Consider the following 23,068-nt stretch of genomic DNA (forward strand, 5'->3'; position numbering starts at 1 on the left):
TTTTTTATTACAGTACCTTAAGCATTACGACTTCACATGCATCATGCCCTGTTTGCCCAAGCGGGGCATCAAGATGCTCAAAGCCTAGCTTTTCATACAAGCCTACCGCCTCTCTTAGACATTCGGTCGTTTCTAAATAGCACTGCTGATACCCAAACTGTTTCGCCAGTTGTAAGCTCAATGCGACGATGCGTTTGGCTAAACCGTGTCCTCGTGTTTGAGGTAAGAAGTACATCTTTTGCAGCTCACACACATTTGGCTCACCAGCTAAAGGGGCAAAGCCACCGCCACCAACGATCTCTCCGCGATGTTCAATGACCCAATAGGCGGCGCCGCATTGATTGTAAACCGAATACATATCATCAAGCGTTGGATCGGCCACACCATAACCTCTGTCTGCGGTTAAGCCGTATTCTGCGGAGACTTTACGAATTACGTCTGCCACTTGCGGATTGTCTGCTTTGGTAAGAGGTCGAAGGGTGTATTCCTCTGCCTGACACACTTTTGTTAGCCCTTTTAGGTAAGTCTCTAGACCAAGTTTGAGTTGTTCTTGCTCACAGTCATCAAGTTGTGTAAGCAACTGCTCAAAAAAGCTGTTTTGCTGTTGGTCTAGTTGCGATAACGCCTGCTGTCCTTGAATTGTGAGCACTACGAGTTGGCTTCGTTTATCTTTCGGGTTTTCGATGCTCTCAACCAAACCTAATTTAATCAAACCAGTAATGGTGCGGCTTGCATTGGACTTGTCGACACTAAGCTGCTGCGCCAGTTGGTTGATGGTCAATGGTTGCAATTGGATTTCACCTAATGCGTGCGCTTGTACCGGGGTAAGAGCGACATCGCCGCATTGTTTATCGAGCATACCAAGCAATCGGACGGCTTGACGGGAGTAGTGTCGGAGTTGACGAGCGTTCATTATCACTTACCTCTAAAAATAAAGTTGCGCACCGCAATTAAATTAATTGCGGTACGCAACTTTGTCAATGATAAATGTCATTTGGCTCGTTAGGAGACGTAGTGAGCCTCCATGTTTAAGCGTGGTGATGTAAACAAAACTGCGGTGCTGGAGTTTTTGCTGATGATTTACGCATCCATACTTTCTCGTGGAAGTAGTAAGCCACCGTATTCAAACTCGGCTCTAGCATCGCCATTACGCCGCCGACAAATGCATCACCTGTTAGTAAGTAAACCACGGTAAAAGCGACGCTGAAGTGCACGGTCGCAAAGCTTGCGGTTTTTAATTTGGTCATCCACTGACGAGCTTTAAGTGCTGGGACTTTTGCCCATGCCTTTTCATGAAAGTAGAAGGCTACGGTGTTCACTGAAGGCTCAATCATGGCAATTAAACTACCAATTAAAATGTCTCCTGTGAGTACGTAAGCGACACTAAATGCGATAGTAAAATGCAGTGCTGCGAAAGTTAGTGTCTTTTTCATGATAATTACTCAATCGTGTTTGTTTCGATGAGTTTATTATCGATAATAATTCTCATTAATGCTAATGAATGATGAGTATTGTTGCGATAGGGGAAAGCTATTGATGATGGTTTTTGGTGAAAGATATACAAAAAAGGTTGACCATGATGGCCAACCTTTGGATTCAAAGTGAGAAGTGTTAGTTCTTCTCTTTTACTGAGGCTTAAAGTGCAGCGATCGTTGTCTTCTGCTCTTCTAGCTTAGCTAGTGTCTCTTTGTAGCCTTCAAGCTTCTCACGCTCTTTAGCAACAACCGCTTCAGGTGCTTTCGCTACAAAGCCTTCGTTGCCCAGTTTGCCTTCGATACGCTTGATTTCGCCGTGCGTCTTCTTGATTTCGCCATCTAGACGAGCAAGCTCTGCATCTTTGTCGATCAAACCCGCCATTGGGATCATCAGCTCAGACTTGCCAACCAGTGCCGTTGCACACGCAGGGGTCTCTTCGCCGGCTTCAAGCACGCGTACTGCTTCTAGCTTCGCTAGAGACATCAATACTTGTTTGCTTGCTTCTAGACGAGAGGCGTCTTTCTCATTCGCTGCTTTCAACATAACGTCTAGAGGCTTGCCAGGGTTGATGTCGTACTCTGCACGTAGGTTGCGGATGCTAGTGATGAACGCTTTCACCCATTCGATGTCGTCTAGCGCTTCTTGGTGGAAGTTCGCTTCGTCGAATTGAGGCAGCGTTTGTAGCATGATTGTCTCGCCCTCAACACCGTCAACTAGTGGCTTGATGCTTTGCCAGATAGTTTCTGTGATGTAAGGAATCACTGGGTGAGCCAGACGTAGCGTCTTCTCAAGTACCGTGATTAGTGTACGGCGAGTACCACGCTGTTGCGCTTCAGTACCTTTCCATAGAACGGGTTTAGTTAGCTCTAGGTACCAGTCACAGAATTGGTTCCAGATGAATTCGTAAAGTGTGTTTGCAGCCATATCTAGACGGAAGTTGTCGATATGGTTGTTGAACGCTTTCGCTGCGAGTTCAAACTGAGACTCGATCCACTTGTCTGCTAGTGAGTACTCGATCTCACCTTCACCAAAACCACAATCTTGCTCTTCTGTGTTCATCATTACGTAACGGCTTGCGTTCCATAGTTTGTTACAGAAGTTACGGTAACCTTCAAGACGCTTCATATCCCAGTTGATATCGCGACCTGTTGATGCCATTGCTGCAAGAGTGAAACGCAGTGCGTCTGTACCGTATGCTTCGATACCGTTTTCAAACGTCTTACGCGTGTTCTTCTCGATCTTCTTCGCTAGCTGAGGCTGCATCATGTTGCCACAACGCTTCTCTACTAGAGACTCTAGGTCGATACCATCGATCATGTCGATTGGGTCAAGTACGTTACCTTTCGACTTAGACATCTTGTCGCCGTTTTCGTCACGGATTAGGCCGGTAACGTAAACTGTCTTAAATGGCACTTGTGGTTTGCCATTTTCGTCTTTCACGAAGTGCATGGTCATCATGATCATGCGCGCAACCCAGAAGAAGATGATGTCGAAACCAGTTACTAGAACGTCTGAAGGGTGGAATACTTTCAGATCGTCAGTTTGCTCTGGCCAACCTTGAGTACCGAACGTCCATAGTGCAGAAGAGAACCATGTATCCAGTACGTCTTCGTCTTGGTGCAGTTCAATGACTGATTCTAGGTTGTTGTTCTTACGAACTTCTTCTTCAGTGCGACCTACGTAAACATTACCTTGGTTGTCGTACCAAGCTGGGATGCGGTGACCCCACCATAGCTGACGAGAGATACACCAGTCTTGAACGTCACGCATCCAAGAGAAGTACATGTTTTCGTATTGCTTAGGAACGAATTGGATGTCGCCGTTTTCTACTGCTTCAACTGCTGTTTTCGCTAGAGGTGCAGTACGTACGTACCATTGGTCAGTTAGCATTGGTTCGATAACCACGCCACCACGGTCGCCGTAAGGAACTTGTAGATCGTGATCTTTTACTTCTTCAAGTAGACCTAGCTCGTCGAATTCAGCAACGATAGCTTTACGAGCGGCAAAACGCTCCATACCGTGGTATTTAGCTGGTAGCTCAGTGCTGTAAGCGTCGCTTGCTTCGCCGTTAGTGTTGAATACTTCTGCTGCGTCGCGGATGTTCGCGTCGAAAGTCAGAATGTTGATCATTGGTAGCTGGTGGCGCTTACCAACTTCGTAGTCGTTGAAGTCGTGCGCAGGTGTGATTTTCACACAGCCAGTACCTTTTTCCATATCTGCGTGCTCATCGCCCACGATTGGGATGCGACGATCAACGATAGGAAGGATGATTTCTTTACCGATAAGATCTTTGTAACGTGGATCTTCTGGGTTAACTGCAACACCCGTATCGCCTAGCATGGTCTCTGGACGAGTCGTTGCAACAACGATGTAGTCTTTGCCATCCGCTGTTTTAGCGCCATCTGCTAGTGGGTAGCGGAAGTGCCACATGTGGCCTTTAGTATCTTTGTTCTCTACTTCTAGATCTGAAATCGCTGTGTGTAGCTTTGGATCCCAGTTAACTAGACGCTTACCGCGGTAGATTAGATCGTCTTCGTATAGACGTACGAACACTTCTTGAACGGCGTTAGATAGACCATCGTCCATCGTAAAGCGCTCGCGGTCCCAGTCTACTGATGCGCCAAGACGACGAAGCTGTTTAGTGATAGTGCCACCAGATTCGCCTTTCCATTCCCAGATTTTGTCGATGAAAGCTTCACGACCGTAATCGTGTTTTGTTTTGCCTTCTTCTGCAGCGATCTTACGCTCAACAACCATCTGAGTTGCGATACCAGCGTGGTCAGTACCTACTTGCCAAAGGGTGTTTTTACCCTTCATACGTTCACAACGGATAAGCGTATCCATGATCGTATCTTGGAACGCGTGGCCCATGTGTAGGCTACCAGTGACGTTCGGTGGCGGGATCATGATGCTGTATGATTCTTTAGTAGTGTCACCGTGTGGCTTAAAGTAGCCTTTCTCTTCCCAAGTCTGATACAGAGCTTGTTCGATTGAAGTTGGGTTGTATGTCTTTTCCATAGCGCTCTTTTAATGGATACGTTGATGGTTGAATCTTAGTCAATCTTTATAAGTGAGGGATCTTAACAAGATCGCCTTAACTATAAGGATTGACCGTTAAGGATATTGAATTTCGATCGTTTGCAGCTGGTAACCTGCTTGACGGTAAATTTTATATCTTTCTCTTGCGAGTTGTTTAGCTTTTTCTTCGCAGGGCACGAAGTCTACCACTTGAGCAAACTTGTTCGCAAAGGTTGTCTCATTTTCCGCCAAATTAATTACCAATTGACGATTCCAAGACGGCTTTACACCGTTATGGCCGATCTCAATATTGGTGGCGTATTTCGGTCCCTCGCCTACGAGGTTATGTGCCATGAACTTGTCTGCATCAACTTGCCAAAAGGCTTCAGCGAGCTGCTCGGCGTGTGGTTTGTCTTGGCAGTTTAAATACACTTTAGCGCCTTGGCGGGCAAAGTGCTGCGCCAAAAACACAATGTATTCTTCAAAGCCAGCCACCGTTGCTTGCGGGCTCTCTTCGTTAATGATGTAGAAGGTTGCAGTTTGCATCATTCTCTCACTTGCCTTGGGTCTCTTCCTAAGACCATCTTAAGTCCCACTTTCATTTTAGAAAATTAGGATAATAAAAAAGGGCCTTGCGGCCCTTTTAGATGTTGTTCAGAAATTACTCTTCTGTCTCTTGGCCGCTGCGGTTCAAAAGGAATTGGACAAGCATTGAGACAGGACGGCCCGTTGAGCCTTTCGCTGCGCCTGATTTCCACGCAGTACCTGCGATATCGACGTGAGCCCAGTTGTACTTCTTCGCGAACTTAGACAAGAAGCAACCCGCAGTGATAGTACCAGCAGGACGGCCACCAATGTTTGCCATATCTGCAAACGGGCTCTTCAACTGCTCGTGGTACTCATCTGCCATTGGTAGACGCCATGCACGGTCACTTGCTTGCTCAGAAGCATTCACTAGTTCGTGAGACAGTGGGTTATGGTTAGAGATAACGCCACTGATGTGGTGACCTAGTGCGATAACACAAGCGCCGGTTAGCGTTGCAACGTCAACAACACAGTCTGGTTCGAAACGCTCTACATAAGTCAGTGCGTCACAAAGAACAAGACGACCTTCCGCATCCGTGTTCAGAACTTCTACAGTTTGACCAGACATTGTCGTTAGGATGTCACCTGGACGGTACGCGTTGCTGCCAGGCATGTTTTCACAGCCTGCTAGAACACCAATAACGTTAATTGGTAGGTTTAGCTTCGCTAGCGCTTTCATTGTACCGAATACCGATGCCGCACCACACATGTCGTACTTCATCTCATCCATACCTTCGCCCGGTTTTAGAGAGATACCGCCTGAATCGAAGGTTAGACCTTTACCTACTAGCACAATCGGTTTTGCATCTGAGTCAGGGTTACCTTTGTACTCGATGATAGACATCATAGATTCGTTTTTAGAACCACGGCCTACTGCTAGGTAAGAGGTCATACCCAGTTTTTCCATCTCTTGCTCACCAATGATTTTGGTGGTTACGGTTTCGTAATCGTCCGCTAGACGACGAGCTTGAGAAGCAAGGTAAGCTGGATTAGCTACGTTTGGCGGCATGTTGCCAAGGTCTTTTGAGGCTTTGACACCTGATGCGATAGCTAGACCATGAGTGATTGCTTTTTCACCCAAGTTTAATTCACGACGCGTTGGTACGTTGAAAACAAGCTTGCGCAGTGGGCGGCGAGTTTCAGGTTTAACGCTCTTGAATTGATTAAATGTGTATAGACCATCTTTAGTCGCTTCTACAGCCTGGCGTACTTTCCAGTATGTATCGCGACCCTTAACATGCAGTTCAGTTAGGAAACATACCGCTTCCATTGAGCCTGTCTCGTTAAGTGTGCTGATCGTCTTTTGAATGATTTCCTTGTACTGGCGCTCGCCAAGTTCACGCTCTTTGCCGCAACCGACAAGTAAAACGCGCTCTGACAAAACACCTGGTACTTGATGCAGTAGCAGCATCTGACCAGGTTTACCCTCTAGATCACCACGGCGAAGTAGTGAACTGATGTAACCGTCACTGATTTTATCAAGTTGTTCGGCTACTGGAGAAAGGCGACGTGGTTCAAACACACCAACAACGATACATGCGCTACGTTGTTTCTCTGGACTGCCACTTTTTACACTGAACTCCATGCGTACTCCTACATCCTGAAGACAAATTGCTCTAAATGTTAGATAATGATCGCTTACTTGTTGAATTTTAGCTCCAGGCTTACATGCAGAGCTGATTAAGCGACTAACATCTAGTTTATAATTTTTAAAAAAATAAATGGTTCAACGGGAAACTATAGTGATTCGACCAAAAAAACAAGTTTTGTATAGGTAATTTCAGCGTGATTATTGTTAGATATTTGATCCGCGAAACACTCAAGAGCCAATTTGCGATTTTTTTCGTACTTTTTTTGGTGTTTGTAAGCCAGAAATTCATAAGTGTTCTTGCTGATGCTTCTGATGGGGATATTCCTGCTGGATTGATTTTCTCGATTGTTGGTTTGAATATGCCAGCAATGGGGTTGTTAATGCTGCCTTTGAGTCTGTATATCGGCATACTGATCACGTTTGGTCGCCTGTATGCAGAGAGCGAAATTGTCGTTATGAACGCGACAGGTATTGGTAACAAATTCCTGGTACAAGCGGCCTTGTACTTAGCACTGATTACTTCTGCTGTGGCGGCTTTCAATGCATTGTGGTTATCGCCGTGGTCTCAAGACCGTGTAGAGCAACTTTATGAGCAAGTGGCAGCAGAAAACAGCGTTGACTTGCTAAAGAAAGGGCAATTCCAAGGCACGCCAGATGGTTCATCGGTTGTGTTCATTGATGACATTAAAGACAATACATTGAGCAACGTTTTTGTCGCGCAGATGCGCCCGAGAGATTCAGTATTGCCGAGTGTGATGTTCTCGTCCTCTGGTGAAGTAAAAGAACTGTCGGACGGCCGTCAGGTCATCACCATGAAAGAAGGCACGCGTTATGAAGGTGTGCCTACTCGCGTTGAATATATGATCACAAAATTCGATGAATACGAAGGCGTTATCGGCCAGCGTGAGGTCAAAAAGAAAGGGCGAGATTGGGAAGCGTACCCAACGGTTGACTTGATTGGACACCCAGACCCAGAAGCGCAAGCAGAGCTGCAATGGCGCATTTCGTTATTTGTGTGTATTCCACTCTTAACGATGTTGGTTATTCCTTTGTCAGCGGTGAATCCGCGTCAGGGACGATTTGCCAAAATGGGGCCCGCGATTCTTATTTATCTAGCGTATTTCCTGGCGATTAGTGCAACAAAATCTGCATTAGAAGATGGTGACATTCCGGCGGCAATCGGCATGTGGCCTATTAATGCGATGTTACTGATTGTCGCAATCATGGCCAATATGATGGACAGCGTTGCTGCTCGACGAATAAAAGACAAATTCCGTAAGAAGAGGCTCGCGTAAGCTGTGTTCAAAATCTTAGACCTTTACATCGGTAGAACCATCATCTCTACCACTGCCTTGGTTTTAGCGACGTTTGTTGGCTTATCGGGCATCATCAAATACGTAGAACAGTTACGTAAAGTAGGGCGAGGCGTGTATGACCTCACTCATGCGTTGTACTTTGTGTTGCTCAGTGTGCCGCGTGATATCGAAATGTTCTTCCCAATGGCGGCATTACTCGGTGCCCTGATTGGTTTGGGTATGTTGGCGTCAAGCTCTGAGCTGGTGGTGATGCAAGCTGCTGGTTTCTCAAAGTTGGATATCGGGTTATCCGTTCTCAAAACGGCGGTGCCACTTATGCTTATCGTTATGACGTTAGGGCAATGGGGCGCTCCAGAAGCACAAAAGATGGCTCGTGATCTACGATCCTTTGCGATATCTGGAGGTAGTATTGTCTCAGTTCGTTCTGGAGTTTGGGCTCGTGACGCAAACGACTTTATCTTTATAGGTAAAGTCGAAGACGACAAGCTTTATGCTTTAAATATGTGGCGTTTTGATGATGATAAGAATCTACAAAAGGTTATCTTTGCTGAAGAGGTCGACTATCAACAAGATAACAACTGGTTGATGCGCGACGTACAAATCACGGATATGAAAAATGAAAACGTGATTTCGAAGCAAGACATCGAACAGATGGAATGGCATACGTCATTGGCCCCAGATAAGCTAGCTGTGGTGACGGTAAAGCCTGAAGAGTTATCACTGAGCGGTTTGTATGATTACGTGACCTATCTGAAAGCATCAGAGCAAGATGCGTCTCGCTATGAATTGGCGTTTTGGCGTAAGTTGACACAGCCGCTTTCAATTGCCGTGATGATGTTGATGGCGCTATCGTTTGTTTTCGGACCACTCAGAAGTGTGACCATGGGGGCAAGGGTATTATCGGGTGTGGTTGCCGGGTTTACTTTTTATATATCCAGTGAGTTCTTTGGCCCATTAAGCTTGGTATATGGCATATCCCCAGTGTTTGGTGCATTGGCTCCGAGTCTGGTGTTCTTAGCCATTGCGATTGCGCTGCTGAGAAGAAAGCTGTAGCTGAAGTATCACCGAATAAACCATGCTTCATCGGATAAAGTGTAAAAGGAAGGCATTATGCCTTCCTTTTTTGTATTCCCGGATAAGTTAGTTTGCCTTAGGCAACACAACAACCTCTGTTTTTGCCCAAATGTCGTGGAAACCACGTTTCTTGGGATCAATCGGCACAGTCAGGTTTGCCAAACCAAAGCCTGATGTTGCAATGCGGATCAGGGCTTGAGTGACTGTAATCGGCGCACCGTCTTTGGCATTGCGAACTCGAAGTTTCCAAGCGCGCATCCCAAGTGTTTGCCCTGCTCGCGTCCAGAAGAAGACAAAGAAATATATCCACACAACCGCAAGATACAGTGTAAATAGAGGGCTTAATACAGGGTGCTTTCCGAGCATATCAGCGGCATCTGCGTACTCGCCGTAGCTCAACAGCCCTGCTGCATTTAGTGCAAATACAACGGCCATAACAATACCTGCGGCCATCATTTCAATTGCGATAATAATCAATGTGTCGTAAATCAACGCTGCAAGTCGACGAAAGAGACCAGCAGGTGGAAGAGTTGTAGACGTTGTCATTATTCCATCACTTACCTTAAAAATTGTGCGTCAGAATATAGATTCCCTCACCAAGAGAAAAGAGACCTAACGCACAGAGTCTTTAATTATGCATAAACGAAGTGACTTTTCTGCTGTGTGTTATGAATATATACCATGATGTACAAGGCCTTTCGGTAACCTATTTCAACTGAATTTTACTTGCCTAACCATTAGCTTTTTGGTCTGTAACTAGATTAGACAGATGAGAGAGTTGGTGTTTCTCATCTTCGGTATAATGCTGGCTCAAGGAGAGCTCTAAAGCTTTTTCTGATAGCTTGGTTGCAGGTGATAAAAACAACTTGGGGTGCATACTAGAAAGAGCCAGCAAGGCTTTTTGTAGGCGAATCTGTATTTGGAGTTGCGCTACACCATCGTGCGCGATTGGCAAAAAGACATCATCAAACAAATCCTGGCAGCTCAATGCGGGCACAAATAGCCTAGGGTATCGAGTTTTGGTAGGCGGCTCGCTGAGTAACTCTCCCCATAATGAAAGCGCTCGTACAGAACGCCCAAGAACATCAATCGCGGTACCGTTATCATTCACGGCGGGGGAGAGAGCTCGTGAGGCGATCTCCGCCATGACGACTAATCCAAAACGAGGATCTTGATCATAGGAACGCTCCGTTCGAATCGTGAAGGCCGCAGTTATTTCGTTTTCGTCTGGCAACGCTCCACAAACCCAAGCCAATGGTTGACTCACATACACAAAACTTCCTGGTTGTCGTTCAAGATAGATGGTGCATTGGTTTGCTTCAGCAATACTATCGAGATGATGCATATCAACATGCTGTAAGTAGCCAATTTCTTGGCTGAAAATAGGCTTGCTTCCTCTGGGTTTATGTTCTGGATGGCTCCATGGGTGAGCGCCTAGCCAGCGTTCCCGACCACGTTTTCTTATCGCATCTAACAAAGCTTGTTCCACGTAGGAGGTAGTTTCACTGACTCTCCCTAGTACGGAAAGGTGCTGAATCCAACGTAGCAAGGTGAGTATGATCATCACGATCACGGCGATGGTAACGATGAATAGGTAAATTTGTGCTTGTTGATGATAGGCGCCAATGCCTAGCGCGATAATGCCTACCAAACTAAATAGAAAAGAGCCAAGAAAGGTCGCCAAAGCATTTTGTGTTGTGCTGTCTTCCATCAACAGTTTTGTCGCTCGCGGCGTTACCCCTGCACTAGCGGCACTGTACGCTGAGACCATTATATTGAGCGAGAATGTGGTCACCGCAAGCATGGAAGTCGCGAGGATATTTAATATGTTGTTAAGCAAATCCTTACTGACGTTGATTGCAGGAGGCAGAGTAATGAACTGGTTTAAAACAATGGATATTAGGGCGGTGGCGACAGCAAGTAAGGCATAAAGTGATGTGCGAACCCACAATTTGCGCGTCATTTGCTTCAGTAACCATTGCCATTTTGACCCAGTCATTCGCATGCTCCTATTCAGTTCTTACTCGAAAGTCGATAGAAAATTCAGAAAGTTATTCTTGCTTAAGCATAGGTTAAATCTTCCTCGTTCTACTTGGAATTTCATGCATCATGAGAGTAAGAAAGCCGCTTGCTTCAAAGAACGGTGTTCTTGAGGTGTGAATTACCAAGATTCTGTTACCTTAATTGATAGATACATTAAAAGTATGTGATAGAAAAGAGGTAGCCATGATTGTAATTACAGGTGCAAGTAGCGGTTTAGGGGCAGAGCTGGCAAAGCGTTATGATGCGGAAGACAAAGAGACGTATATCATAGGAAGAAACACAGAAAAACTATCCGCATTAGCTAAACAACTCTCTCATAACGTCGGATATCAAGCTTGCAACCTCTCACTGCATCAAGATGTGAAACACCTATTTGATGGGATGAAACAGCCGCCTGAAATGGTCATTCATAGTGCAGGAAGTGGTTATTTTGGCGAACTGGAAGAGCAGGAGCCGGAAGAGATTCAAAAACTGATTGATAATAACCTGAATTCTGCGATTCATGTGTTAAGAGAGTTAGTAAAGCGTTACAAAGATCAACCGATAAAAGTGGTCATGATCATGTCCACAGCCGCTCAACAACCAAAAGCGCAAGAGTCTACGTATTGTGCTGTGAAGTGGGCTGTCAAAGGATTAATCGAGTCGGTTCGTTTGGAGTTAAAAGGAAAGCCGATGAAAATTATCGCGGTTTATCCTGGTGGTATGGATACGGAATTCTGGAAGACAAGCGGCAACACGATGGACACGAGTCACTTCATGCAAGCGGAAGATGCTGCCGAGATGCTCCATACGGCTTTGTCGAGCATTGGGAATGGTTATGTTTCTGATATTACAGTGAATAGAATTTAAAAAGAGTTGCGTATACTCATTTTCACCTGGATCAGTAGTAGGAAATGGAGCGTACGTTTCTTATCAGTACAGCTTTGTCACACTTTGTGGCGAAATTATCAGCAAACGATAGTTATTTAAGGTATTTCTGCTTGCGCAGGTCAAAAGCTTCCGTATAATGCCAATCATCAAAGGGCAATAGCCCAAAGATGCCGGTGTGGTGAAATTGGTATACACGACGGATTCAAAATCCGTTGCCTTCGGGCGTGGCGGTTCAAGTCCGCCCACCGGTACCATAATTCATATGATAAAGCCTCGACGTAAGTCGGGGCTTTGTTGTATCTAGGGTTTGTGAATTCAAATCCAGCGTGGCGTCAGGAATGCCAGGCCCAGTCAGTCCACTCTTTACTGCTTTCCATTTTTACTTTTCTAAAAATAAAAAAGCGCGAGGGATTACCTCGCGCAAGCTACTACATGATAATAGTAGGGAACAGCTTATAGAGCTGTGAACAAGGTGTTCTGTGAGTCAGGTGTCCAATCGGCTTGAGAGACGTGTGGGACGTTGACGAGATAACGTTTGCCAGAGTACGTCACTACATCTCCCTCTTTATATGAAACATTCACTTCCCAATTTGTTGCCGGATCAGCATTGGTCCAAAGGCTAGAGGTTGGGGAAGGTGCCCAGTCCTGCTGTGCGTTATGGCTGGTCACTGCTTGGTAAACGGTGCCTAAATGTAGGACGTAGTCGCCAGCGTTGTAGCTATGACCAACTTGCCAGTTTGGTGTGTAGTTATCCATCGTATCGAATACATAGCCAGCTTGTTTTGCTAGTCGGATAAATTCCGCTAATTTAGGTAAATTCTTGGTTGCGCCCATTCCTCGCTTACCATCTTCAAACAAAAACTCATGCGTTAGAATAATGACCTTGTCTGCGTGGAGTGGTGTACCACATGGAAACTCTTGTGCTTTTGAGTTGATCGGGTTGATGGTGGTAGGAGCACAGTTGTTCAATGCTGCATCTACGTAACCTAGGAAAGGTTCTGCCTCTGTTAGACTGTTGGCTGGCATTGCTATCCCCCAGTTTTCAGGTGCCCAATCTACATCCCAACCATGTGTTTGATAGCCTTTATTAGCCAGAATGTTTTGTACCGCAATTGAGGCTTTCACACTGTTTGATGGGTCGTTGATATTACAAACGTAGCCTGGTTCCCAAGGTTTAAAGTCATCAGACGTTGCACATAATCCATCTGCTTTGAAGTCTTTAGTCACGCGCCAGCCGTTGGTGTAGGGCAGTCTAGCAAACTCTGTTGCCTTATAATTCGGGTAGCTTGTAATGTTAGGCAAATACTTCTCTAACACAGATAAGTTTTCCGTAAACATTGAGGCATCGTAAACAGGATCTTGGTACGAGTTAAGCTGGTGGTCGCCGGTAGCATTACATTCTGCTGCGCTATTAGGTCCAAACTCATCAACGCAGTTATGAACCATATGATCGTAACTATGGTTCGCGACAATATGACCAGTGTCTAATGCGAGCTTTAAGGCTTCTAGCGAACGGTCTTCATTCTCATCACCAATTCCGTCTAAGTGCCAAGCATTAAAGTAAAACGTCGCTTTGATATCTTCTTGGTTAAGTACTTGAATAACGTCAATAGAAGCATTGATTGGTCCATCATCAAACGTTAGATAAATGGTGCCTTTAGAGTCGGTTTGAGCAAATGAGTATTGTGATAGTGCGGCACTTACAAGCGTTGCAATAGCCAATTTATTAAATTTCATTCTCTATTCCTTTTTAGAAATTAATAACGACGTTGTCAGTAGTAATATATTGATAATTTGAAACCTAATGTAGTGTCTTAATTTATTTCCTGACTTTTATCCTAGACCTAAATAATTACTAAAAAACAGGTCGTATTTTCTAAATTGGGATTGTGTTCACGAATAATGCAACCGGTTGCGCTTTTTTGTCTTGGTTATTTTTGCTACAGTTTTTGCAGGTTGAAATTTACACAACGGGAGTAAGGCTATGAAAAAGATCCTTTTATGCTGTAGCGCAGGGATGTCAACCAGTATGCTTGTTAAAAAAATGGAGCAAGCTGCTGAAAATAAAGGAATTGAGTGCAAAATTGATGCGATGTCAGTGAATGCATTTGAAGATGCAATTAAAGAGTACGATGTTTGTCTTCTCGGGCCTCAAGTACGTTTTCAGCTAGAAGAGCTAAGAAAAACGGCGCAAGAGCATGGTAAAAACATTGATGCGATTTCTCCTCAGCATTATGGAATGATGAAGGGAGAGGAAGTACTAGAGCAAGCATTAGAATTAATTAACTAAACCATAGTTTTAAATTAAAAAAGATAACTGTACATCAAATATAAATATTTGATGCGGGATTCTTTTGCCTAAAATAAGGATGGATTCTATGAAGCTTTATGACGCAATTATAGGCGCAGTCGAAAAGCATATAGCCCCTATAGCAGCAAAAGTGGGGAATCAGCCCCATGTTCGAGCAATGAGAGACGGTTTTATAGTTGCAATGCCGTTTATTATTGTCGGTAGTTTCATTTTGATTTTTGCATTCCCACCATTTGCCGAAGACACGACCTTTACTTTTGGTCGAATTTGGCTCGATTTCGCCACCACACATTTTGATACCATAATGATGCCCTACAACATGTCGATGGGGATCATGACCATTTTTGTTTCGCTCGGCGTTGCTTATAGCTTAGCTAAGGCTTACAAGATGGATGGGATCACGAGTGCTGTATTGTCGCTGATGTCTTTTTTACTCATCGCGGCCCCTGCTAAAGATGGCGCGTTGTCTATGTCACATATGGGAGGAACAGGGATCTTCACTGCTGTGATGTGTGCATTCTTCTCGGTAGAGCTCTACCGTTTTATGAAAAAACACAACATTACGATTCGCATGCCAGAGCAAGTTCCACCGGCGATTGCACGATCATTTGAAGTACTGTTACCAGTCTTAGCGATATTCATTACCTTATATCCACTTAGCCTTTTCGTGCAAACCCAGTACGACATGTTGATTCCAGATGCGGTCATGGCAGTTTTTAAGCCTTTAATTAGTGCGTCTAACTCATTGCCTGCCATTATTGGCGCTCTATTGCTTTGCCAACTACTTTGGTTTGCGGGTATCCATGGTGCTGCAATTGTTGTGGGGCTGCTTTCTCCAATTTTCTTGACCAACATTGGTGCCAACATCGAAGCCTTTGTTGCAGGTGAACCGATTCCAAACGTATTTACTCAGCCTTTCTGGGATTTTTACATCTTTATCGGTGGCTCTGGTGCAACACTTGCTCTTGTTATGCTGATGTCATTTAGCCGTTCTGTTCACCTTAAGAGTATTGGTCGAATGAGTGCGGTGCCTGGCTTCTTCCAAATCAATGAACCTGTGATCTTCGGTAGCCCAGTTGTGATGAACCCGACCTTGTTTATCCCGTTCGTCTTCGCTCCAGTCATCAACGCTACGATAGCGTACTTTGCTGTGCATGTCGGCTTTGTGGGTATGGGGGTCGCTACAACGCCTTGGACAACACCAGCACTGATAGGTGCTTCGTGGGGTAGCGGTTGGACCTTTGCTCCAGTATTGCTCGTCATTGGTTTATTGATTCTTGATCTAATTATCTACTTCCCATTCTTCAAAATGTTTGAGAAGCAAATGTTGGAGCAAGAACTACCAACGACGAAAGAAACTAAGGATGAGACGCAACCTTCAGGTGAAGGTGTTACTGCTTAACGGTGCTTAATGGGCCGCAATTACCGCGGCCCGATTTTCGGAGAGAAAATGATGGAACAAGAATTGGTTGTGATGGAGATCATCTGTAATGCTGGCGAAGCCAGAAGTTTGAGCTACGAGGCGTTGCGTTTATCTAGAGAACAAGATTTTGATGCGGCTGAGGAGAAGCTCTCTCAAGCAAGAGAGTGCATTAACAAAGCCCACTTAATTCAGACTCAGTTGATTGAGGAAGATCAGGGGGAAGGGAAAGTCCCGATGACGTTAGTGATGGTACATGCTCAAGATCACTTAATGACCACGATTTTGGCTCAAGAAATGGCTGTAGAAATCGTTGCACTGAACAAAAAAATCTCGAACAAATAAGGGGAGAAAAATGTCTAGAGAGGCGATCAAACTTGCCATTATTGGCGGTGGTAGTAGCTATACCCCTGAACTGGTTGAAGGGGTTATTAAGCGCTTAGAATATTTACCCGTTAAGAAGATTCATTTTGTGGACATTGAGTCAGGAGCTGAGAAGCTTGAGATTATCAAAGGTCTAGCGCAGCGAATGGTTGATAAAGCAGGTGCAAAGATTGAGATAAAAGCAGACTTTGATCGTCGTGCTGCGATAAAAGATGCGGACTTTGTGATGACGCAGTTCCGTGTGGGTGGCCTTGCTGCTCGTGCTAATGACGAGCGAATTCCAATTAAATACGACGTCATCGGCCAAGAAACAACAGGCCCTGGTGGGTTTGCTAAAGCACTGCGAACCATCCCGGTTATTCTTGATATATGTAAAGATATTGAAGAGTTGGCACCCAATGCATGGATGCTCAATTTCACCAACCCTGCGGGTTTGGTCTCTGAAGCCGTCAGTAAGTACACCAAAGTAAAGAGTATTGGTTTATGTAATGTGCCGGTTTCGATGGAAATGATGATCGCAGAAATGATGGAGTGCGAGCCAAAAGAGCTACAACTTGAGTTTGCCGGATTAAACCATCTCGTTTGGGTGCACAAAGCATGGCTCAATGGAGAAGATATTACTCAAACGGTATTAGAGAAAGTCGGTGATGGTGCTAACTTCAGCATGAAGAACATCTGGGAAGAACCGTGGGATCCAGCATTTCTAAAAGCGCTGGGGGCGATACCATGTCCTTACCATCGTTATTTCTATCAAACCGATGCTATGCTCGCTGAAGAGAAACAAAGCGCGGGTGAAAAGGGCACTCGTGCTGAGCAGGTAATGGAAACAGAAAATGCGCTATTCAAGCTCTATCAAGATCCTAATCTCGATCATAAGCCGAAAGAGTTAGAAGAGCGGGGCGGGGCTTATTATTCAGATGCATCACTAAACTTGGTTGATTCAATTTATAACAATCGTAATAGTATTCATGTTGTTAACGTCTTAAATAACGGAGCGATTAACGGCCTCCCTGATGATGCTGTGATTGAGTGTAGCGCGGTGATTGGTAGTTGGGGCGCGAAACCTCTTGCGGTTGGTGAGCTGTCAAACAATATCAAAGGATTACTCTATCAAGTCAAAGCATATGAGCAGTTGACAATAGACGCTGCTGTGGAAGGTAATTATGACAAAGCGCTCATGGCATTAACCAACAACCCATTGGTGCCAGACATTGGTCGTGCCAAGTCAATTCTGGATGATATTCTAGCGGTGAACGCTCCGTATTTACCTCAATTTAAACTAACGACGTTGTAGTACTAAGGAAGGACGCCAATGAAAGTCATTTTTAATGCTGATGATTTTGGTTTAACGAGAGGTGTAAATAACGGCATCGTAAAAGCTCATCAGCAAGGTGTTGTTCATTCAACCACCATGATGGTCGGTATGGATGCTGAGAAACATGCTTTAGAGTTGGCTCGCCATAATCCAGACTTGAGAATTGGCGTTCATCTTAGGTTTACAGCGGGAGTGCCTCTAACTGGGCACCCTAATTTGACCAACGGTCGAGCGCATTTTATCAAATACGACGAACTGTGGGGTAAGCAGGACTTCGAAACTCAGGTCATTTATGACGAAGCAAAAGCTCAGGTGGAACATTTTTTATCGCTTGGGTTAGAGCTAAGCCACTTAGATAGCCATCATCACGCGCATACTCACCCTCAAATTTTGCCCGTTATTAAAGAAGTAGCGAGTGAATACCGAGTGCCACTGCGGGGCACTGGCTTGTGTCAAGAATCTATGACAACAAGGTATGTCTTTACTGATGAGTTTTACGATCAAAAAGTAAGTTTGGATGGTTTGATGGCGCATTTATTGAGTCTAAAGACAGACTATGATTTGGTTGAGGTGATGTGCCACCCGGCAGAGGCCGATCAAGCGCTGATTTTAAAGAGTGGCTATGCGCTTCAGCGAGAGCTAGAGTTACAAGTTCTTACCTCTCCCATTTTAAAAGAACAGTTAGCTCAACATGGTATAGCTGTCACGGATTACTCTGAGCTCGTTTCTACCAATCAAATGGTCGGTGTATGATTAAAGGCTGCCAGCTTCGCCCCCTATGAGCACCTTACGAATTGCTGGCAGCCGTTCTACACAAACGGATATTTAATAACAATTGCAGTTGGACCCAATAGCATTATGGCAAGGATTAAAGATGTCGCCGAACTCGCCGGTGTAAATCGCTCTACCGTTTCTCGAATCATTAATGGGGAGGGGAAGTTTCGCGAAGAAACTCGAAAAAAAGTAGAGCAAGCTATGGCGCAACTGAATTATCGCCCGAGTGCGATTGCTCGTTCACTCGCAACCTCATCCAGTAATATGGTTGGCTTATTGGTGACTTACTATACGGGGGGCTTCTTTGGCGAGATGATGGAGCAGGTTCAGACTGAGCTGGATATTCATAAAAAGTTTCTGATTACCGCTCAAGGACATCATTCTGCAGAAGGTGAAAAGGAAGCCATTCAGCGTTTTAATGATCTGCGTTGTGATGGCTATGTCCTCCATAGTCGTTATTTGTCAGATGATGATTTACGTGAATTAGCAAAACAGCCAACGCCTTTCGTTCTTCTGGATCGCTATGTTGAAGGAATAGAAGAGCGTTGCGTTACTTTTAATCATCATCATGCAAGCCGTATTGCCGTCGAGCATCTTTTAGCTGGTGGTCATAGAAAAATCGCCTGTATTACCGGTCCATCCCAACGTCATAATAGTTTATTAAGAAAGCTTGGGTACGTTGATGCGATGAAGGACGCAGGTATCGATATTGAGGAAAGCTGGTGTGAAGAAGGGAATTATGGTCGGCAAAGTGGTTATGATGCAATGGCTGCAATTTTACAACGACACCCTGAAGTTACTGCAGTCTTTTCTTGCAGTGAGGAAATGACGGTCGGTGCAATGCAGTACTTACACGAGCACAATATTTCAGTACCGGAGCAAATCTCTTTAACTAGCTTTGACAGTGTCGACCTTTGTGAAAGCCTTTATCCTACAGTGTCGGCAGTGCACTTTCCTATCAGTGATATGGCCCGTGTAGCGGTACAAACATTAATGGGATTAGTCAAAGGTCAAGAAATAATAGATAAGCCAACGTTCGAGGCTCAGCTAAAAATACGCAAAGCAGATCGAACCTTAAAGTAGCTTGCTTTTGCTCATTAAATGAGTCATTAGAAATGACCATCTGATGTTTTGATACTTACTGATGAATTTATTCACAAAATTTACTAGTATTCTAACTCTCTTAGGCAACGTAAATCAGTAGTGAATAAGTGGCAGCCATTAAACTTACGGTCGATCGTATTCAACCCGGATTACATATCCGTCTTCCGCTAAAGTGGAACGATCACCCTTTTCTACTCAATAGTTTTAAGATTAAAGATCAAGAACAAGTCGAGATGATCCGTCACCTCGGTGTAAAGTTCGTTTACTTTAATCCAGAGCAAAGTGATGCCGCACCACTTCCAGTCGACCAGATACAAGCTGATAGAGTAACGAATGAAGCGTCGCTAGATCATGAAACTCAAAAACTTTGGCAAGAAAAACAAAACCGCATAGAAAAGTTAAGTGCGTATCGTCGACGCGTTATCCAGTGCGAAAAAGAGTTTGAGCGCTCTCTTGCGCGTATGCGCTCGGTCATGACGAAAATTCGTAATCGTCCAACAGCTGCCGTTGATGAAGCGAAGCTTCTTATTGAAGATATCGTCGAGAAGTTAATGTGTGATGATAATGTCACTCTACACCTGATGAACGGTAAAAATGAGTTTGAAGATATTTATTTCCATTCGTTGAATGTTGCTGTTATCGCTATGATGATTGGCCGTGCTAAGGGGTACTCAGCTGCGCAGTTGAAAGAGCTTTCATTCTCAGCGCTATTCCACGATATCGGGAAAATAAAAATTCCTACCGCAATATTAAGAAAGCAAGCACCGCTGACGGAACCAGAAACTAACTACTTAAAGTTGCACACCAAATATGGAGTAGACCTTGCGAGTCAAATAGAAGGTTTTCCCGAAGTTGCGAGAGTTGTGATTGCACAGCACCATGAACTAAGAGATGGGTCTGGCTATCCCAAAGGTCTGAAAGGAGATGAGATCAACGAGTTTGCTCAAATTATTGCTGTAGCTAACGCATTTGATAACTTGTGTCATACACCGATAGTCTCAGAGCAAAAAATTCCTTATACCGCACTCTCTCATTTATATAAGAACTGTAAACACCTATATAAAGAAGAAAACCTGAATATCCTGATTAAGTTTATGGGCGTGTTTCCTCCAGGCACTGTGGTTCAGCTTTCCAATAATATGGTGGGCTTGGTTATCTCAGTGAATGCATCGCATCTATTATTCCCAAATGTATTGGTTTATGACCCATCAGTGCCAAGGACGCAGGCGCCAATCATTGATCTTGCATCAAAGGATATAAAGATAGTTAACGCGATTCATCCGTCTAAATTGCCGGAGAAAATCAAAGAGTATCTTAATCCGCGTTCACGCATTTCTTACTTCTTCGATAGTGATGAGTAGTTATCCACAGGTTTTTGTGGGTAAGTTGTGAAAATCTTGAGTGTTATTTCGGGGTAATTTTGGGGTTGGATGGAATGTATCCACTTGGCATGTTTTTTTAGAAAAAATGTACTTTTAGTCTTGCCAAAGAAAATCTTCTCCCTATAATGCGCATCCATCGACACGGCAGACGCCACAAGGCTTCAGCAGGGTCGAAGAGGTAAAAAGGTTCTACGAAAAATTAGTTGAAAAAAGTGTTTGACACTAACAACCAAATCGCTAGAATGCACCTCCGCTTTGAGAGAAAAAGTTCTCGCAAAGCAAGCTCTTTAACAATATAGACCTATCAATCTGTGTGGGCACTCGTTGATGATAATCCAATTAGAAACTTCGGTTTCAAATTAGGTTTCAATGATACGAAGTGACCATTGAATCTTCGGATTCAGCACAGTCAATTCAAACATTACTTATGTAATGTTCAGTATTCATTGAGCCGAACAAAATCTTAAATTGAAGAGTTTGATCATGGCTCAGATTGAACGCTGGCGGCAGGCCTAACACATGCAAGTCGAGCGGAAACGAGTTATCTGAACCTTCGGGGAACGATAACGGCGTCGAGCGGCGGACGGGTGAGTAATGCCTAGGAAATTGCCCTGATGTGGGGGATAACCATTGGAAACGATGGCTAATACCGCATGATGCCTACGGGCCAAAGAGGGGGACCTTCGGGCCTCTCGCGTCAGGATATGCCTAGGTGGGATTAGCTAGTTGGTGAGGTAAGGGCTCACCAAGGCGACGATCCCTAGCTGGTCTGAGAGGATGATCAGCCACACTGGAACTGAGACACGGTCCAGACTCCTACGGGAGGCAGCAGTGGGGAATATTGCACAATGGGCGCAAGCCTGATGCAGCCATGCCGCGTGTATGAAGAAGGCCTTCGGGTTGTAAAGTACTTTCAGTCGTGAGGAAGGCGGCGTCGTTAATAGCGGCGTTGTTTGACGTTAGCGACAGAAGAAGCACCGGCTAACTCCGTGCCAGCAGCCGCGGTAATACGGAGGGTGCGAGCGTTAATCGGAATTACTGGGCGTAAAGCGCATGCAGGTGGTTTGTTAAGTCAGATGTGAAAGCCCGGGGCTCAACCTCGGAATAGCATTTGAAACTGGCAGACTAGAGTACTGTAGAGGGGGGTAGAATTTCAGGTGTAGCGGTGAAATGCGTAGAGATCTGAAGGAATACCGGTGGCGAAGGCGGCCCCCTGGACAGATACTGACACTCAGATGCGAAAGCGTGGGGAGCAAACAGGATTAGATACCCTGGTAGTCCACGCCGTAAACGATGTCTACTTGGAGGTTGTGGCCTTGAGCCGTGGCTTTCGGAGCTAACGCGTTAAGTAGACCGCCTGGGGAGTACGGTCGCAAGATTAAAACTCAAATGAATTGACGGGGGCCCGCACAAGCGGTGGAGCATGTGGTTTAATTCGATGCAACGCGAAGAACCTTACCTACTCTTGACATCCAGAGAACTTTCCAGAGATGGATTGGTGCCTTCGGGAACTCTGAGACAGGTGCTGCATGGCTGTCGTCAGCTCGTGTTGTGAAATGTTGGGTTAAGTCCCGCAACGAGCGCAACCCTTATCCTTGTTTGCCAGCGAGTAATGTCGGGAACTCCAGGGAGACTGCCGGTGATAAACCGGAGGAAGGTGGGGACGACGTCAAGTCATCATGGCCCTTACGAGTAGGGCTACACACGTGCTACAATGGCGCATACAGAGGGCGGCCAACTTGCGAAAGTGAGCGAATCCCAAAAAGTGCGTCGTAGTCCGGATTGGAGTCTGCAACTCGACTCCATGAAGTCGGAATCGCTAGTAATCGTGGATCAGAATGCCACGGTGAATACGTTCCCGGGCCTTGTACACACCGCCCGTCACACCATGGGAGTGGGCTGCAAAAGAAGTAGGTAGTTTAACCTTCGGGGGGACGCTTACCACTTTGTGGTTCATGACTGGGGTGAAGTCGTAACAAGGTAGCGCTAGGGGAACCTGGCGCTGGATCACCTCCTTATACGATGATTATTGCGATGAGTGTTCACACAGATTGATATGGTTTATGAAGTTTAAGAGATAGAACATCCCCCAAGATGTTCAACTTAGTGTCCCGTTCGTCTAGAGGCCTAGGACACCGCCCTTTCACGGCGGTAACAGGGGTTCGACTCCCCTACGGGATACCATCTTTAAGCGCATTTAATTAAGTGTTCTTAAAAATGGTTACTTCTTTGAAGTGATTAGCTCTTTAACAATTTGGAAAGCTGACAAAACAACAATTTATTGTTGTTTGTAAAGTTCTCAAAGTATTCATTTATGAATACAACTAATAACACATTCAAGTGTTCTTGGAATTTGAGTCCGGCAAAATCGAATGTCTCTCGCTCATTCAAATAATGAGAGACAA

The 23,068-nt window shown here is 45.0% G+C and carries 18 protein-coding genes, 2 tRNA genes and 1 rRNA gene; 13 read left to right on the forward strand and 8 right to left on the reverse strand.

Translation table 11 applies throughout. From position 1 onward, the window contains the following. Nucleotides 1-7: 7 nt before the first annotated feature. The 5 genes from MTR11_RS17515 to pepA all read right to left on the reverse strand — a co-directional run bounded on the left by MTR11_RS17515 (nucleotide 8) and on the right by pepA (nucleotide 6,664). Nucleotides 8-913 carry a bifunctional helix-turn-helix transcriptional regulator/GNAT family N-acetyltransferase gene (locus MTR11_RS17515; protein WP_114323999.1) on the reverse strand — a complete coding sequence of 302 codons (906 nt, stop codon included), beginning with the start codon at nucleotides 911-913 and terminating at the stop codon, nucleotides 8-10. Between the two features lie 115 nt (nucleotides 914-1,028). Then, nucleotides 1,029-1,433, reverse strand: coding sequence for a DUF2061 domain-containing protein (locus MTR11_RS17520; protein ID WP_005397464.1), 405 nt, complete (start codon nucleotides 1,431-1,433; stop codon nucleotides 1,029-1,031). A gap of 202 nt (nucleotides 1,434-1,635) precedes the next feature. Beyond that, nucleotides 1,636-4,494, reverse strand: a complete 2,859-nt coding sequence (locus tag MTR11_RS17525; RefSeq protein WP_046873613.1) for a valine--tRNA ligase — start codon at nucleotides 4,492-4,494, stop codon at nucleotides 1,636-1,638. 96 nt (nucleotides 4,495-4,590) lie between these two features. Next, a complete protein-coding gene (locus MTR11_RS17530) occupies nucleotides 4,591-5,040 on the reverse strand; it encodes a DNA polymerase III subunit chi (RefSeq protein WP_046873623.1) in 450 nt (149 codons plus the stop codon). Between the two features lie 115 nt (nucleotides 5,041-5,155). Next, nucleotides 5,156-6,664: a leucyl aminopeptidase gene (gene pepA / locus MTR11_RS17535; protein ID WP_005397459.1), complete on the reverse strand. Its 1,509-nt coding sequence runs from the start codon at nucleotides 6,662-6,664 to the stop codon at nucleotides 5,156-5,158. Between the two features lie 200 nt (nucleotides 6,665-6,864). Here pepA and lptF point away from each other — a divergent pair, with 200 nt between their 5' ends. After that, nucleotides 6,865-7,965, forward strand: a complete 1,101-nt coding sequence (gene lptF / locus MTR11_RS17540) for an LPS export ABC transporter permease LptF (protein ID WP_006742363.1) — start codon at nucleotides 6,865-6,867, stop codon at nucleotides 7,963-7,965. Nucleotides 7,966-7,968: 3 nt separating this feature from the next. Then, nucleotides 7,969-9,039 carry an LPS export ABC transporter permease LptG gene (gene lptG / locus MTR11_RS17545; RefSeq protein WP_005397455.1) on the forward strand — a complete coding sequence of 357 codons (1,071 nt, stop codon included), beginning with the start codon at nucleotides 7,969-7,971 and terminating at the stop codon, nucleotides 9,037-9,039. 87 nt (nucleotides 9,040-9,126) lie between these two features. Here lptG and MTR11_RS17550 read toward each other — a convergent pair whose 3' ends face one another. Both MTR11_RS17550 and MTR11_RS17555 read right to left on the reverse strand, forming a co-directional pair. After that, a complete protein-coding gene (locus MTR11_RS17550; protein ID WP_005397453.1) occupies nucleotides 9,127-9,606 on the reverse strand; it encodes an RDD family protein in 480 nt (159 codons plus the stop codon). Nucleotides 9,607-9,790: 184 nt separating this feature from the next. After that, nucleotides 9,791-11,059: a DUF2254 domain-containing protein gene (locus MTR11_RS17555; protein ID WP_243328143.1), complete on the reverse strand. Its 1,269-nt coding sequence runs from the start codon at nucleotides 11,057-11,059 to the stop codon at nucleotides 9,791-9,793. A 227-nt stretch (nucleotides 11,060-11,286) separates the two neighbouring features. On the opposite strand from MTR11_RS17555, the gene MTR11_RS17560 reads away from it, so the two are divergent. Together MTR11_RS17560 and MTR11_RS17565 are read left to right on the forward strand one after the other, a co-directional pair. Then, a complete protein-coding gene (locus tag MTR11_RS17560) occupies nucleotides 11,287-11,952 on the forward strand; it encodes an SDR family NAD(P)-dependent oxidoreductase (protein ID WP_104969819.1) in 666 nt (221 codons plus the stop codon). A gap of 190 nt (nucleotides 11,953-12,142) precedes the next feature. Further along, nucleotides 12,143-12,227 (forward strand) — tRNA-Leu (locus MTR11_RS17565). Between the two features lie 199 nt (nucleotides 12,228-12,426). Here MTR11_RS17565 and MTR11_RS17570 read toward each other — a convergent pair. After that, nucleotides 12,427-13,710: a carbohydrate-binding protein gene (locus MTR11_RS17570; RefSeq protein ID WP_046873617.1), complete on the reverse strand. Its 1,284-nt coding sequence runs from the start codon at nucleotides 13,708-13,710 to the stop codon at nucleotides 12,427-12,429. Nucleotides 13,711-13,957: 247 nt separating this feature from the next. Between MTR11_RS17570 and MTR11_RS17575 the strand changes: the two genes are divergently transcribed. The 9 genes from MTR11_RS17575 to MTR11_RS17615 all read left to right on the forward strand — a co-directional run bounded on the left by MTR11_RS17575 (nucleotide 13,958) and on the right by MTR11_RS17615 (nucleotide 22,847). Beyond that, nucleotides 13,958-14,263 carry a PTS sugar transporter subunit IIB gene (locus MTR11_RS17575; RefSeq protein ID WP_025767645.1) on the forward strand — a complete coding sequence of 102 codons (306 nt, stop codon included), beginning with the start codon at nucleotides 13,958-13,960 and terminating at the stop codon, nucleotides 14,261-14,263. Nucleotides 14,264-14,351: 88 nt separating this feature from the next. Beyond that, nucleotides 14,352-15,686, forward strand: coding sequence for a PTS sugar transporter subunit IIC (locus tag MTR11_RS17580; protein ID WP_167713413.1), 1,335 nt, complete (start codon nucleotides 14,352-14,354; stop codon nucleotides 15,684-15,686). A 51-nt stretch (nucleotides 15,687-15,737) separates the two neighbouring features. After that, on the forward strand, nucleotides 15,738-16,049 hold the full coding sequence (locus MTR11_RS17585) for a PTS lactose/cellobiose transporter subunit IIA (protein ID WP_031780628.1): 312 nt from the start codon (nucleotides 15,738-15,740) through the stop codon (nucleotides 16,047-16,049). Nucleotides 16,050-16,059: 10 nt separating this feature from the next. Beyond that, nucleotides 16,060-17,382, forward strand: coding sequence for a 6-phospho-beta-glucosidase (locus MTR11_RS17590; RefSeq protein ID WP_005397437.1), 1,323 nt, complete (start codon nucleotides 16,060-16,062; stop codon nucleotides 17,380-17,382). An 18-nt stretch (nucleotides 17,383-17,400) separates the two neighbouring features. After that, entirely contained in the window at nucleotides 17,401-18,156 is a 756-nt protein-coding gene (gene chbG, locus MTR11_RS17595) for a chitin disaccharide deacetylase (protein ID WP_134648085.1), read from the forward strand. Between the two features lie 105 nt (nucleotides 18,157-18,261). Continuing rightward, a complete protein-coding gene (locus tag MTR11_RS17600; protein WP_243328144.1) occupies nucleotides 18,262-19,260 on the forward strand; it encodes a LacI family DNA-binding transcriptional regulator in 999 nt (332 codons plus the stop codon). Nucleotides 19,261-19,388: 128 nt separating this feature from the next. Beyond that, nucleotides 19,389-20,642: an HD-GYP domain-containing protein gene (locus MTR11_RS17605; protein ID WP_012841389.1), complete on the forward strand. Its 1,254-nt coding sequence runs from the start codon at nucleotides 19,389-19,391 to the stop codon at nucleotides 20,640-20,642. Nucleotides 20,643-21,128: 486 nt separating this feature from the next. Continuing rightward, nucleotides 21,129-22,681: ribosomal RNA gene (locus tag MTR11_RS17610) — 16S ribosomal RNA — on the forward strand. 90 nt (nucleotides 22,682-22,771) lie between these two features. Continuing rightward, nucleotides 22,772-22,847 (forward strand) — tRNA-Glu (locus MTR11_RS17615). Nucleotides 22,848-23,068 lie beyond the last annotated feature (221 nt).

Source organism: Vibrio sp. CCB-PB317, assembly GCF_022808245.1.
Classification (GTDB): domain Bacteria; phylum Pseudomonadota; class Gammaproteobacteria; order Enterobacterales; family Vibrionaceae; genus Vibrio; species Vibrio diabolicus.

Coding starts and splice junctions, on each gene's coding strand:
- MTR11_RS17590 (WP_005397437.1), top strand. CDS start 16,060: ATGTCTAGAGAGGCGATCAAACTTGCCATTATTGGCGGTGGTAGTAGC.
- MTR11_RS17600 (WP_243328144.1), top strand. CDS start 18,262: ATGGCAAGGATTAAAGATGTCGCCGAACTCGCCGGTGTAAATCGCTCT.
- MTR11_RS17580 (WP_167713413.1), top strand. CDS start 14,352: ATGAAGCTTTATGACGCAATTATAGGCGCAGTCGAAAAGCATATAGCC.
- MTR11_RS17520 (WP_005397464.1), bottom strand. CDS start 1,433: ATGAAAAAGACACTAACTTTCGCAGCACTGCATTTTACTATCGCATTT.
- pepA (WP_005397459.1), bottom strand. CDS start 6,664: ATGGAGTTCAGTGTAAAAAGTGGCAGTCCAGAGAAACAACGTAGCGCA.
- MTR11_RS17555 (WP_243328143.1), bottom strand. CDS start 11,059: ATGACTGGGTCAAAATGGCAATGGTTACTGAAGCAAATGACGCGCAAA.
- MTR11_RS17515 (WP_114323999.1), bottom strand. CDS start 913: ATGAACGCTCGTCAACTCCGACACTACTCCCGTCAAGCCGTCCGATTG.
- MTR11_RS17525 (WP_046873613.1), bottom strand. CDS start 4,494: ATGGAAAAGACATACAACCCAACTTCAATCGAACAAGCTCTGTATCAG.
- MTR11_RS17570 (WP_046873617.1), bottom strand. CDS start 13,710: ATGAAATTTAATAAATTGGCTATTGCAACGCTTGTAAGTGCCGCACTA.
- MTR11_RS17550 (WP_005397453.1), bottom strand. CDS start 9,606: ATGACAACGTCTACAACTCTTCCACCTGCTGGTCTCTTTCGTCGACTT.
- MTR11_RS17575 (WP_025767645.1), top strand. CDS start 13,958: ATGAAAAAGATCCTTTTATGCTGTAGCGCAGGGATGTCAACCAGTATG.
- MTR11_RS17585 (WP_031780628.1), top strand. CDS start 15,738: ATGGAACAAGAATTGGTTGTGATGGAGATCATCTGTAATGCTGGCGAA.
- MTR11_RS17530 (WP_046873623.1), bottom strand. CDS start 5,040: ATGCAAACTGCAACCTTCTACATCATTAACGAAGAGAGCCCGCAAGCA.
- MTR11_RS17560 (WP_104969819.1), top strand. CDS start 11,287: ATGATTGTAATTACAGGTGCAAGTAGCGGTTTAGGGGCAGAGCTGGCA.
- chbG (WP_134648085.1), top strand. CDS start 17,401: ATGAAAGTCATTTTTAATGCTGATGATTTTGGTTTAACGAGAGGTGTA.